Annotated in this window: 12 protein-coding genes; 1 reads left to right on the top strand and 11 read right to left on the bottom strand. The window is 60.1% G+C overall.

What is annotated here, in order from left to right; genetic code table 11:
• Positions 1 to 42: 42 nt before the first annotated feature.
• Positions 43 to 597 (bottom strand): cytochrome b, encoded by a 555-nt coding sequence (locus tag DOM27_RS05025; protein ID WP_110655149.1) that lies wholly within the window; start codon positions 595 to 597, stop codon positions 43 to 45.
• Positions 598 to 1,248: 651 nt separating this feature from the next.
• Here DOM27_RS05025 and DOM27_RS05030 point away from each other — a divergent pair.
• Positions 1,249 to 2,238: a GGDEF domain-containing protein gene (locus DOM27_RS05030; protein WP_110654986.1), complete on the top strand. Its 990-nt coding sequence runs from the start codon at positions 1,249 to 1,251 to the stop codon at positions 2,236 to 2,238.
• A gap of 736 nt (positions 2,239 to 2,974) precedes the next feature.
• Here DOM27_RS05030 and DOM27_RS05035 read toward each other — a convergent pair.
• The 10 genes from DOM27_RS05035 to truA form a co-directional block, all read right to left on the bottom strand.
• Positions 2,975 to 4,177 (bottom strand): O-succinylhomoserine sulfhydrylase, encoded by a 1,203-nt coding sequence (locus DOM27_RS05035; RefSeq protein ID WP_110654987.1) that lies wholly within the window; start codon positions 4,175 to 4,177, stop codon positions 2,975 to 2,977.
• A gap of 86 nt (positions 4,178 to 4,263) precedes the next feature.
• Positions 4,264 to 5,778 carry an amidophosphoribosyltransferase gene (gene purF, locus DOM27_RS05040; RefSeq protein WP_110654988.1) on the bottom strand — a complete coding sequence of 505 codons (1,515 nt, stop codon included), beginning with the start codon at positions 5,776 to 5,778 and terminating at the stop codon, positions 4,264 to 4,266.
• Positions 5,779 to 5,808: 30 nt separating this feature from the next.
• A complete protein-coding gene (locus tag DOM27_RS05045) occupies positions 5,809 to 6,444 on the bottom strand; it encodes a CvpA family protein (RefSeq protein WP_110654989.1) in 636 nt (211 codons plus the stop codon).
• Positions 6,444 to 7,193: an SPOR domain-containing protein gene (locus DOM27_RS05050; protein ID WP_110654990.1), complete on the bottom strand. Its 750-nt coding sequence runs from the start codon at positions 7,191 to 7,193 to the stop codon at positions 6,444 to 6,446. The genes DOM27_RS05045 and DOM27_RS05050 overlap by 1 nt, the downstream gene beginning before the upstream one ends.
• A 58-nt stretch (positions 7,194 to 7,251) precedes the next feature.
• A complete protein-coding gene (locus DOM27_RS05055) occupies positions 7,252 to 8,538 on the bottom strand; it encodes a bifunctional folylpolyglutamate synthase/dihydrofolate synthase (RefSeq protein WP_110654991.1) in 1,287 nt (428 codons plus the stop codon).
• Between the two features lie 14 nt (positions 8,539 to 8,552).
• Positions 8,553 to 9,488, bottom strand: a complete 936-nt coding sequence (gene accD / locus DOM27_RS05060) for an acetyl-CoA carboxylase, carboxyltransferase subunit beta (RefSeq protein WP_110654992.1) — start codon at positions 9,486 to 9,488, stop codon at positions 8,553 to 8,555.
• Positions 9,489 to 9,600: 112 nt separating this feature from the next.
• The gene (gene trpA / locus DOM27_RS05065; RefSeq protein WP_110654993.1) at positions 9,601 to 10,446 is read right to left on the bottom strand and encodes a tryptophan synthase subunit alpha; all 846 of its coding nucleotides are present in this window, start codon (positions 10,444 to 10,446) and stop codon (positions 9,601 to 9,603) included.
• A gap of 11 nt (positions 10,447 to 10,457) precedes the next feature.
• Positions 10,458 to 11,672, bottom strand: a complete 1,215-nt coding sequence (trpB, locus tag DOM27_RS05070; protein ID WP_110654994.1) for a tryptophan synthase subunit beta — start codon at positions 11,670 to 11,672, stop codon at positions 10,458 to 10,460.
• Between the two features lie 10 nt (positions 11,673 to 11,682).
• Positions 11,683 to 12,375, bottom strand: a complete 693-nt coding sequence (locus DOM27_RS05075) for a phosphoribosylanthranilate isomerase (protein WP_110654995.1) — start codon at positions 12,373 to 12,375, stop codon at positions 11,683 to 11,685.
• A complete protein-coding gene (gene truA / locus DOM27_RS05080) occupies positions 12,372 to 13,337 on the bottom strand; it encodes a tRNA pseudouridine(38-40) synthase TruA (RefSeq protein ID WP_110654996.1) in 966 nt (321 codons plus the stop codon). Before truA ends, DOM27_RS05075 begins: the two co-directional genes overlap by 4 nt.
• Between the last annotated feature and the right edge of the window lie 17 nt (positions 13,338 to 13,354).

A 13,354-nucleotide genomic window follows, 5' to 3' on the forward strand; every position in this document is an offset into this window, starting at 1 on the left:
CCAGCAACGACAACCATTGGCCAAGGCGGGAGAATGAAACTGTCAGCGGCGTTTGGCCGCGCGAGTACTGAGCATACGGGTCAGCGTGTCCTGGCGGTCCACCCAATGATGCTTGAACGCCGCCAATCCATGGCCGACGGCCAGAATGGCCAGCGCCCAGGCCGCATACCAGTGTACGTCGCCTGCCAGTACCGCTTGATCCGGTAGCCCGGACAACAGCGCCGGCACGGTGAACCAGCCAAAAACGCTGATCCCCTCGCCTTCCGCCGTGGAGATCAGATAGCCGGAAATCAGGACGATAAACGTCAGCGCGTAGATCAGACCGTGGCCGATAAGCGCCGCAAGCTGCTCCAGCGGTTTGCCGTGGGCGACCGGTGTTGGCTGCAGCAGCCGCCAGACAACCCGAAAGATGCTGATCAACACCACCACGATACCAATCGATTTATGCCACCAAGGGGCGAGGTGATACCAATGGTCGTAGTAACCCAAACCGGTCATCCACCAACCCAGCGCGAACAGGCCAAAAATCGCCAGCGCGCTCAGCCAATGAACGGCTATGCTCACCCACCCCCAACCCGATCGCGTATTGCCCCACACAGTACGTCCCCCCATTGTTCTTCACTCAGCATACGGTTTGGTGGACGGGATGCTAGATCCTAAGGGGAAATCGATTGATGACGGTGGGGAAACAATACAGAAAAAAACGTCTCCGTATTGCCAACACAGGCCCGGGAGCAACATGAAGACACTAAACGAACAATGGGGCGTGGAAAGGACGCGAGTACGTCTGATCTCGGCCATGCCGGGAGGTGCATCGATCCTGAAGGCGCTTGCGTAACGTTTATTGACATAGTATCAATGGGAACCAGTCATTCTTGAACATGCAATGGAGCCCAGGACGAAATCGCCAGGATGTCAGAAGCGGCGCTGACAAGGCGAAGGTATTCTCGTGGCCCTTTTATCAGCGTCCATGGAAGTCGCTAATAGTAACAATAGTAACCATGTTCTCGATGAGCCGGGCGTTAACGGACGATGGAGATGAGAAGCCAATTACGCTATGCATAAGCCCTTATGCATAAAGGCCTACTTCTCGTCAATATCCGACGTCTGATATCCGGAATGGAGGCTCCTCGCTGAATACGCGCCCGAATCAGACAATACGAGTCAGGCAGTAAGAATCAGACAACTTAGCTAATTGCAGTAGATATTATAACTTAATTTTTCGGAACGACTTTACAGGGCGCCTTCATGATTAGTATTGAGCAGATGGCCTTGGTACTCGATGCGCTACCCGACCCCGCTTTCATACTGTCACGCAGTGGAAAATACGTCGCGGTGTTCGGTGGCCGTGATGCTCGGTATTATCACGACGGTAGTGGACTCGTCGGGTTATATATTTCTGACGTCGTTGAAAAAACGAAGGCAGACTGGTTTCTCGAACAGATCAAGCTGGCGCTTGAGTCCGGAAATTTGCTGGTCAAAGAATACGAACTCAGCAACAAAGAGGTCGATGGCGTACCTGAGGAAGGACCTCAACAACCCATTTGGTTCGAGGGCCGGGTTCAAGGGCTCGATTTCCTGGTCGACGGTGAGGCCGTGGTATTGTGGGTTGCCAGCAACATTTCAGAGCGCCATGAAATGGAGATCAAGCTGCGCGAGCTAAGCGAAACGGATCAGCTCACAGGGCTTTACAACCGTAGAAAACTGGAGAGTGAGCTAGCGCTACACTACGAAGCGTTTGAGCGACATTCGGTGCCAACGTCCATCTTGATGCTGGACCTCGATAACTTCAAAAAGATTAACGACACCTTGGGACATCACGCGGGTGATAAAATGATCAAGGCTGTCGGCAGTATTTGTCTGTCGGAACTCAGGCAAACGGATATCCCTTGTCGCTTGGGTGGGGACGAATTCGTTATTGGCCTGCCGAACATTGAATTGGAGCACGCGATACAATTGGCCGACCGGCTACGCGAAAGCTTCAACGGTGAATTGAGTCAGTTTCACGGCGAGGGTTTCGACACAACCGTGAGTATCGGCGTAGCGGCCATGCTGCCTGCCGATAGGTCATATGAAGACACCTTGAAACGTGCGGACAGTGCGCTGTATGACGCAAAGCGAAGTGGCAGAAATCGCGTTGTTGCGGGCATGCCGCAATATCCGCCCGCAGTATTGCAAAACGTAGTGGCTGAGACTTTCTCCTTACATCATCCTGGCAGCCTATGTCCCCCCGCTTGAAACCAGTTTTCAGGATCTGAGCAACTCATACGACTGCGAGCCACGCCCTGTGGCTATTAGGCTGCTCGTTGCGGCGATGCTTACGTTCACCGAGTAACCGGCCAGACGGCGTTGACAGAAATCGGTGAAGAGCACCTAACAGGAAGGTGCCAGACACACTGATCGATGAGGGCTACTCCCGTGGAGGAATACCGGCGCGTTGAATACCGGATGCCGGGGTGCGTCAGCCACCGGCGGCTGGAGCGCTGATTTAATAACGTTCAACCGGAGATTAAAACAAAAGCCATCGACTGACTCGATGGCCATTCTGTATTCAGCTGCCGAAAATATTGCTCGTGGTTTTCTTGGATACCTTGGCGGCTTTCTTTTCCTTTGCCGTCAATAGTGGCTTCTTCTTAGTGTTCTTTTTACTGTCCTGTCCTTTGCTCATGATATTTTCCTCAATCTAGAGCTGATGTTGGCCGACCCGATGGCCATCGTGATGCGATGACGTCTTGCCGACGGTCAGGTTGGCGGACAATCTCAGTATGGCCCCATGCACGTCCGATAGATAGAAATAGCGTCTAGCGCCTGATTGTCGTGTTTACCCCGTCACACGAGTAGAGATTATCAACCAGAAACAGCAAAGCTCCGGCTAAAATGCCAGAGCCTTGTCTGCCGAGACCCTTCTGCCACGGTTTTTCCGGGTCGGCCGTTAGCAGCGGCGCCTTGTCGGAGGGGAAGCCGGTCAGCGCCGCTAGAGCAACGCCAGGCCACGCTTCAGATCTGCCTTGAGGTCATCCAGCGTTTCCAGCCCAATGGCGATGCGGATCAAGCCATCGCGGATGCCAGCAGAGGCACGCTGGTCGTCTGTGAGACGTCCATGGGTAGTAGTGCCTGGATGAGTAATCGTCGTCTTGACGTCGCCCAGGTTACCTGTGATCGACATCACGCGGGTATTGTCGATGACCTTCCACGCGGCCTCTTGTCCGCCCTTCACCTCGATGCCCATGACCGCACCGAACCCTTGTTGCTGCCGCTTGGCCAGCGCATGCTGGGGATGGCTCTCGAGACCGCTGTAATAGACACGCTCGATGGCGGGCTCGGACTCGAGCCATTCGGCAAAGGTCTGGGCGTTGCGACTATGGGCCTGCATCCGCAGATTGAGCGTTTCCAGCCCCTTGAGAAAGATCCAGGCATTGAACGGGCTCATGCACGGACCACAGGTGCGCACCACACCGAATAGCTGCTCGAGCTCGACGTTGCGCCCGACCACGGCCCCACCGATGGCTCGACCCTGACCATCGAGATACTTGGTCGCCGAGTGAATGACCAGATCCGCGCCCAGATCCAGCGGGCGCTGCAGCGCCGGGGTCAGGAAGCAGTTGTCGATTGCCAGCAACGCGCCATGCCGGTGCGCCAGCTCAGCGAGTGCCGCCACATCGACCAGCTCGTTGAGGGGATTGGACGGCGTCTCGGCGAAAAGCAGCTTGGTATTGGGCGTGATCGCCGCTTCCCACTGCGCCAAATCGTTCAGCTCGACATAGCGGGGCACGACGCCAAATTTGGCCAGATACTTGTCGAACAGGGCAATGGTCGAGCCGAATACCGAACGTGAGACGATCACCTCGTCACCGGCCTTGAGCAACGCCAACACGGTGGATAGGATCGCCGCCATGCCCGAACTGGTGGCGACGCATCGCTCACCGCCCTCGAGTGCTGCCAGACGCTGCTCGAAAGTGCGTACCGTCGGATTGGTGAAACGAGAATAGACGTTGCCGGGTTCCTCGCCCTTGAACTTACGCGCCGCTTCCGCCGCGCTGCCATAAACGAAGCTGGAGGTCGGAAAGATCGGCTCGCCGTGCTCCTGCTCGTGAGTGCGTTCATGTCCGGCGCGGATTGCCAGCGTCTCCAAGCCTAACGTTTCCAACCCCGGTGTGAGATCGTCGTCAAAACTCATCCAGCAGCTCCTGAAAAGACAAGACCCGGTAGACATGTCACCGGGTCGAAAGAACCGATCGTGCTAGCCTTCAATCTTCTTTGCTGTCAATCGTCTTCACTATCGTTGTGCAAATCGACGACGGCGTTGAGGCTCTCACGGCCAGACTTGGCGGCGTCGTTACGCGCGGCTTCCAGTGCCGCGAGATATGCCTCGTCGACATCGCCAGTGACGTAGTTGCCGTCGAATACCGAACAGTCGAAATCATCCAGCGCCGGATTGACCTCGCGGCAAGCCGCCTTGAGATCATCGAGATCCTGATAGATCAGCCGGTCGGCGCCAATCAGTTCACCCACTTCGGCATCGGTGCGACCGTGAGCGACCAGTTCGGTGGCCACCGGCATGTCGATGCCGTAGACGTTGGGAAAGCGCACCGCCGGTGCGGCCGAGGCGAAGTAGACCTTGTTGGCACCGGCATCGCGGGCCATCTGGATGATCTGCTTGCAGGTGGTGCCGCGCACGATCGAGTCGTCCACCAGCATCACATTCTTGCCTGCGAACTCGCTGGCGATCGCGTTGAGCTTCTGACGGACCGATTTCTTGCGTTGGGTCTGCCCCGGCATGATGAACGTCCGGCCGATATAGCGGTTCTTCATGAACCCTTCGCGAAAGGTCACGCCGATATGCTGCGCCAGCTCCAGCGCCGTGGTCCGAGAGGTATCGGGGATAGGGATCACCACGTCGATATCGTGGTCCGGCCACTCGCGCTGGATGCGATCGCCCAGCTTACGACCCATCTGCATCCGCGTGCCGTAAACGTAGGCACCGTCGAGCATGGAATCGGGACGCGCCAGATAGACGTGCTCGAAGATACACGGTGTCAGGCGCGGCTTGTCGGCACACATTTGCGTATGGATGTTGTTGTCCATGTCGACGAAAATCGCTTCGCCTGGGGCCAGATCGCGCACCAGTTCGAAGCCAGCGACATCGAGCGCCACCGATTCGGAAGCGATCATGACATCCTGGCCCTCGGCAGTTTCGCGAATACCATAGACCACCGGCCGGATACCGTGAGGGTCGCGAAACGCCACCAGCCCGAAGCCGTTGATGATCGACACGGCAGCGTAGCCGCCACTGCAACGACGGTGAACTCGTCGAACGGCGTCGAAGATATCCTCTGGCGTCAGCGTCACGCCCTGCTTGCCCAGCTCGTGGGCAAAGACGTTGAGCAACACTTCAGAATCCGAACTGGTGTTGATATGGCGCAGGTCAGAGGAAAAAAGCTCTTGCTTGAGCTGATCGGAATTGGTCAGGTTGCCGTTGTGGGCCAACGTGATGCCGTAGGGCGAATTGACGTAGAAAGGCTGAGATTCGGCCTCGCTCGCCGAACCGGCAGTCGGGTAACGCACATGACCAATGCCCACGTGGCCCTGCAGGCGCTTCATGTGACGTGTATGGAACACGTCACGCACCAGTCCATTGTTCTTGCGCAGCAGAAAGCGACCCTCATCCCAGGTCATCATGCCAGCGGCATCCTGTCCGCGGTGCTGCAAAACCGTCAACGCGTCATAGATCAACTGATTGACCGATTCATTGGCCATGAGGCCTACGATACCGCACATGCCGCCTTACCTCGCTTGGTCGCGCCCTTTTCAGGGAGCCGGTTTTTCGGCCGGGACAGGGACTGGAATCGTCACCTCTTGCCCGTCCTGACTGTTTGAAGAGCTGGATGAAGAATTGAATGAAGCGTTGTCGCTTCCCGGCAACGTCATGGGCAATTGCCGCATGGCATCTTCGGCAGCCGTGGCATCGACGTCCCAGCTTTGCAGCTGCACGACCGCCCATTCGCGTAACGATTCGAACGACGGCCGCAACTGCGCCTGTTGCCACGCGCCCAGCTGCGTCAGCGGTGTCAGCCCGATGACCACCGTGACGATGACCAGAATCGCCGCACCGCGAGCCAGGCCGAAGATCGCCCCGGCCACGCGGTTGAAAAAACCCATGCCGACCCACTCGATCGCTGCATTGAGCAGCCGGATGATGAAACCGCAGATCATCACCACGATGAAGATGATCAGCACGAACCCCAGTACCAGCCGCGCATCGGGATGCGAGATGTAAGGTTCCAGCAGATCGGCGATCGGTTTGGCGAAGATTCTTGCCGCCAGCAGCGCCACGACCCAGGCACCAAGACCCAACGCTTCCCTCACCAGGCCGCGCATGAAACCTGCCAGCATCGATACCGTCAATACCAGCAGGAAGGCATAGTCGAGCCAGGTCAATGTCATCAGCTACCCGGTTTGCGGATCAGCAGTCCCTGAATATTGGCCGCCTGCTTGAGCTCGGCGCGTGCTTTCTCGCCCGCGTCCGACGACTCGAAGGGCCCAACGTAGACCGTGGTCAGATTGTTGTCGCGCGGCTGCGAATAAGCCGAGAAGCCTTGCTCCTTGAGCTTGGCGCTCAATCGTGAAGCGTTGTCCGACTGGCCGAAGCTACCGACCTGAACCACCCAGCCTCCACTGCTGCTGGACGCGGTGCGCTCGGGTGTCGAGGATGCCACAGGAGACGGTTTGGCCGGCTTATCGGTCGACTCACGCGGCGCCGGCTGAGACTGGCTGCTTTGCGCGATGTCGGCGATCGGATCGTCGCCGCCATTCGAAGAGGCCCCGCCATTCTTGGAGCCATTACCGCTCTGGCCGAACGAATCCTCGCTACCGGCACCGAGCTGACTGCTCGTATCCGGCTCCGGTACGGCGTTGTCGCCCGCGCTACCGCTTGAACTCACGCCATCGTCACCGTTGCCGCCCTGATTGCGAGCACCCTGGTTCCCATTGGCGGCGACCGATGCCGGCGGCTGAGGCGATTCGATGATGCGCTGACGTGTCTCGCCGCCGTCGATCGGCTGCTCGATGACCATGACCGGTCCCGGCTCCTGCTGCCGCGGCTCGGGATCGTCAAACAGCATCGGCAGGAAAATGGCCCCCAGCGCGACGAGTATGACCGCGCCGCTGATACGTTCACGCCATCCATATTTCATAGGACCTGGACCTCCTTAGACATGCTTCGACAGCCAGTCGATCATCCGGTGATCGAATTCACTGCAATTCGTCATCCAATTGCGTTTGAAACGCTTCGAGCGCCCCGGCAACGGTAAGAAACGAACCGCATACTAACACTTCTTCATCGGGTGCAAGACGTGATACCAGCCAATCGACTGCCGCTGACGGCGACAACGCGGGGGATAACGATTCCCCTCCACGGAGAGCGATGGATTCAGCCAGCTCCTCGCCAGAGCGACCGCGAGGTCCTGGCAATCCCACTGGCAACCAGACATCCACCGCGGGCCCCAGCGCGTCGATCAGTGCTTCAGCATCCTTGTCCTTGAGCATCCCGAGCAGACCTATGCGTCGCCGAGGCCGTGGACGCCGGGCCAGACGTGAAGCCACATATCGAGCCGCGTGCGGGTTATGTGCCACGTCGAAACACCAATTCCCCCGCCACTGCAGCCTGCCTGCCAGCCCCACGCTGGACATCGCCTGCCGAGACTCGGCGGCTCGCGGCGTGGTGCCACATAGGCCCAACACCTGAAGCGCGACGGCGGCATTGTCGAGCGGCAGACTGGGGTCGGGCAAGCTATCGAGATGATAGCGCTCTCCTGTGGACGATCGACCCTGCCAGTGCCATGTGCCGTCGTCGCCCTCGACGTGGTCGAAATCACGGCCGAGCCAATAGTCGCTCACGGCCAGCGCTTCGATCCGCTGCGAAATACTGGCGGGCAATTCACGGCTACCGAGCACCGCCGGCTTGGACTGCCGCAGGATGCCGGCTTTCTCGAAGCCGATGCCGTCGAGATCGGTACCCAGGAAATCCGCGTGGTCGTGCGCGATGGTAGTGATGACGGCGACATCGTTATCGATCACGTTGACCGCATCCAGACGCCCACCAAGTCCGACTTCGAGAATGGCAAGATGGGGACGGGCCTCACCGATCGCAACCAGCGCCGCCAGCGTTCCCGCTTCGAAATAGGTCAGACTGATAGGTTCTCCGGCTAGACGTGCCGTCTCGACACGTTCGAACCCGGCGATCAGCGTGGCGTCATCGGCTGCCACGCCGTCGAAGCAGAGTCGCTCGTTGTAGCGCAGCAGGTGGGGAGAGGTGTAACTGGCCGTGGTCATGCCGTGGGCCCGGGCCAGACGCTCGATCATGGCCACGGTGGACCCCTTGCCATTGGTACCGGCAACGGTCACCACACGTCGAGCAATGGAGGTCTTGGTCACCCCCAGCCTCTCGGCGACCACGGCCACCCGCTCGAGCCCAAGATCGATGGCAACGGGATGCTGGCGCTCGAGACGCGCCAGCCAGTCGTTTAGGGTGGCACTCATCGGTGAGCGATTCCTTAACGCGGTGCCTGAGACGCTTCCGGCTCGTCGGCCAGCGGCGAGAAATCCAAGGGCTCATCCGCCGCCTGACCGATTGCGGGCTGATGTGTGAGCTTGCGCAGGATGCTGCCCAACCGTTCGCGTAACTCAGGCCGCGCCACAATCATGTCCACTGTGCCGTGCTCCAGCAGGAATTCGCTGCGCTGAAAGCCTTCCGGCAACGTTTCACGCACTGTCTGCTCGATGACACGCGGACCGGCAAAACCGATCAACGCATTGGGTTCGGCCACGTTCAGATCGCCCAGCATCGCCAGCGAGGCCGAGACACCGCCGAAGACCGGGTCGGTCAGCACGGATATGTAGGGCACGCCCGCCAGCTTGAGCTTCTCCAGCGCCGCAGAGGTCTTGGCCATCTGCATCAGCGAGAACAGGGCTTCCTGCATGCGAGCGCCGCCGGATGCCGCAAAGCAGACCAGAGGAATCTCTTCCTCGAGTGCCAGCGTGGCGGCACGCACGAACTTCTCACCGACCACGGCGCCCATGGAGCCGCCCATGAACGAGAACTCGAACGCCACCGCCACCACCGGCAGGCCATCGAGCGAGCCCCGCATAACGATCAGCGCATCGTTCTCATCGGTCGTTTTCTGGGCCGAGGTCAGCCGATCCTTGTACTTCTTGGAATCCCGAAACTTGAGCCGGTCGCTCGGCTGAAGATCGCCCGCGATCTCTTCACGCCCTTCGGCATCGAGGAACCAGTTGAGACGCTTGCGCGCGGTCAGTCGCAGATGATGCTGACACTTGGGGCAAACGTTCTGGTGCTTTTCCAGTTCAGGAAGATAGAGCACCGCTTCACAGTTCGGGCACTTGCGCCATAAGCCGTCCGGCACGCTGGCACGGCGGTCGTTGCGCTGGGTGCGGCTCATCGACGGGACGATCTTGTCTAGCCAGCTCATGTCAGGAACGATTCCCTATTTGCCAAAATAGAAAGTGATAACGAAAGCCGTCGCTAGAACGGCTGTCATGCAAACTTAGAATGCCGAATGATACCAAATTGGCGACGTCGGCTCAGCTCGGCACATCGTGGTCGAGAGCCTCGCGCATTTCGCCGAGAATCGACTTCAGCGCGGCCGGTATCGACGCCGGATCATCGGCACGTTCGGCGATCCGACCGACCAGGGCGCTACCGACGATCACGCCGTCGGCAACACGGCCAATGGCGGCCGCGGTGGCGCCATCACGAATGCCGAAGCCCACGCAAAGCGGCAGCTCGGTGACGCGGCGCAACTTGCTCAACTGCGCGCCCACGGCGTCGGCATCCAGCGTGGCCGCACCGGTCACACCCTTGAGCGAAACGTAGTACAGATAGCCTTCGCCGTGCTCACAAATCGCCTTGGCCCGCGCCTCGGATGTCGTCGGCGCCAACAGGAAGATCGACTGCAGACCATGTTCGGCGAATAGTGCCGCGTTGTCGCCGGCTTCCTCCGGTGGCATATCGACCACCAGAACGCCGTCGACACCGGAAACCTGAGCCTGACGCGTGAAGATGTCGTAGCCCATCCGCTCGATAGGATTGAGATAACCCATCAGCACCACCGGCGTTTCACTGTCCCGCTGCCGGAATTCTGCCACCATCTCCAGCACGTGCTGCAGTCGGGTACCGTGGACCAGTGCCCGCTCGCAGGCTTTCTGAATCACCGGGCCGTCAGCCATCGGATCGGAAAACGGCACCCCCAGCTCAAGCACGTCGGCCCCCGCTTCCACGCAGGCGTGCATGAAATCGACCGTGTGCGCGGGCGCCGGGTCGCCAGCGGTAATGTAGGGAATGAGCGCCGTGCGACCCTGGGCCTTTAGCGCGGCAAAGCGCTGGTCGATACGATTTTGCTCGATACGGTTCGATACGGTTCGATTCATGTCGGCCCCAGTCAAAATTCGATGCCGTCGAGCTTGGCGACGGTGTGGATGTCCTTGTCACCGCGCCCGGAGAGGTTGACGACGATATGCTGGTCCGAGGACATCTCCCCCGCCAGCTTCTTGGCGTGGGCCAGCGCATGAGCGGATTCGAGCGCGGGCATGATGCCCTCGACGAGCGTCAGTTCGCGAAACGCCGCCAGCACCTCGTCGTCGTCCGCCGCCACGTAGCGCACGCGGCCGACGTCTTTCCACAGCGCATGCTCGGGGCCGACGCCGGGATAATCCAGGCCGGCGGAGATCGACTGGGTGTCGGCGACCTGTCCGCCCTCGTCGGACATCAGGTAGGTCCGATTGCCGTGGAGCACGCCTCGCGGCGCGTTGGCCGTCAGCGGCGCGGCGTGGCGACCGGTGGCAACGCCTTCACCACCGGCCTCGACGCCGTACATGATGACATCGTCATCCTCGACGAATGGATAGAACAGCCCCATGGCATTGGAGCCGCCGCCCACGCAGGCCACCAGCGCATCCGGCAGCCGGCCGATCTGCTCGAGCGACTGCCGCCGCGCCTCGCGCCCGACGATGGCGCTGAAGTCACGCACCAGCATCGGGTAAGGATGCGGACCGGCCACGGTGCCGATGATGTAGAAGGTGTCGTCGACGTTGGTCACCCAATCGCGCAGCGCTTCGTTCATCGCATCCTTGAGCGTGCGTGAGCCGGATTCCACCGGCACGACCTTGGCGCCCAGCAGATGCATGCGGTAGACGTTGAGCTTCTGACGCTCGACGTCTTCGGCGCCCATGTAGATTTCGCACTTCAGCCCCAGCCGCGCAGCGACGGTTGCCGTGGCAACGCCGTGCTGGCCAGCGCCGGTTTCGGCGATCACCCGCGGCTTGCCGGACTTCTTGGCCAGTAACGCCTGACCAATGGTGTTGTTCACCTTGTGCGCGCCGGTATGATTCAGATCCTCGCGCTTGAGCCAGATCTGGGCACCACCGATTTCTCGCGACCAGCGCTCGGCGTGATAGAGCGGCGAAGGCCGACCGACGTAGTGCGTCAGATCACGGTCGAACTCGGCCTGGAATTCGGGATCGTTCTTGAGACTCGCATAAATGTTCTCGAGCTCTTCGAGCGCAAAACTCAAGGTCTCGGAGACGAAGCGGCCACCGTAAGGACCGAAATGGCCGCGAGCGTCCGGCAGTTGCGTCAAATCGTGGAATCGGCTCACGAAGGGACCCTCATGATGTGGCAGTGGATGAGTGGGCGTCAGCGGACACCGCGAGTGCGATATTGGATGCGTGCACACGTTCGCAGAAAGCACGGATGCGCCGGGGATCCTTGATGCCTTTACGGCTGCCCTCGTCGCCCGCGGCGGGTATCACCTCGACGCCACCGGAGACGTCTACCGCATAAGGCCGAACCTTCGCCACCGCGTCGGCGACGTTATCCGGCGTCAGGCCTCCCGCGAGAATAACAGGTTTCCTCAGATCTCTCGGGATGCGCTGCCAATCGAACGTCTCTCCCGTGCCACCGGGCACGCCCGGGCGATAGGCATCGAGCAGCAACGCGCCGGCGCCGGCGTAAATGTCGACCGCAGCCTCGATATCGATATCGTCATGCATGCGAAGTGCCTTGATCCAGGGCTTGCCGAAGCGCGCGCAGAACTCGGGCGATTCATCACCATGAAACTGTAGCAGGTCGAGATAAGGCAGACAGATCTCGACATCCGCCACGCTAGGCTCGACGAACAGGCCCACGCGCGTCACGAATGGCGAAACCGTGACACTCAGCGCAGCCAGCGTGTCGGCACTGATCGCCCGCGCGCTACCGGACCACATCACGAAACCCAGCGCATCCGCCCCACTGGCAACGGCCGCCGCGATGTCTTCACGGCGGGTCATGCCACATATCTTGATTCTGACCGGGTTCATGATGGGACCTCCAGGTCAGCCTGCGGGTGGTGATCGACGACTTGTCCCTGATCGTCGATCCATTTTGGCCATACACGACGGCGACGCATCAGCGGCGTATCCGGAATCTCGCCACGCTCGCCGGTCCAGTCACCCAGGAAGGCCAGTAGATTCGGTCCCACCGGCTCTTCCGGCAGATCGAAGCGCTCATCGTAACGCACATCGACGAAATGCAGCCCACAGGCCGGAGCGGTGACATTGCCACGCTTACGATCCTTGAGTGCCAACAGACGCGCCGGATACTCTTCGTCCTGATCGCCACGCCCGACCGCCACCAATACCCCGGCGAGGTTACGAATCATGTGATGAAGAAATGCGTTAGCCTGGACGTCGATCATCACCAGTGGCCCGAATCGACGGACGTCGATGAAATGGAGATGACGGATCGGAACGTTCGACTGACAGCTGGCCGCCCGGTAGCTCGAGAAATCGTGCTCGCCGATCAGTGCCTGGGCCGCTCGATGCATGCGTTCGGCATCCAGCGGCTCACGACACCAGGTCACGTTGTGGCGTTCCATGACCGGACGCGTCGGCTGATTGAGGATGATGTAGCGGTAGCGTCTGGCCAACGCGGAAAAACGGGAATGGAAATCGTCGGCGACCGGCGTCAGCCAACGCACGGCAATGTCCCGCGGCAACTTGGCGTTGGCGCCGTAAAGCCATGCTTTTTGGGACCGCAGGACAGGCGCGTCGAAGTGAACGATCTGGCGCGTGGCGTGAACGCCACTATCGGTACGCCCGCTGCAGAGCACTCGGACGGGCGCGGCGGCGATCTTGCTCAATGCGGTCTCGAGCGCTCCCTGCACCGAGGCTGCGTGCCGCAAGCGCTGCCAACCGCAGTAATGGGTGCCATCGTACTCGACGCCAAGGGCCAAGCGGCCGCTCAAGGGCTGGTTGTCGTCCTGCCGGGTGAAAAACGCCATCGAAACCTGTGCAGCCC

Origin of the sequence: Salinicola halimionae, assembly GCF_003206065.1 — a bacterium.
GTDB classification, from domain to species: Bacteria; Pseudomonadota; Gammaproteobacteria; order Pseudomonadales; family Halomonadaceae; genus Salinicola; species Salinicola halimionae.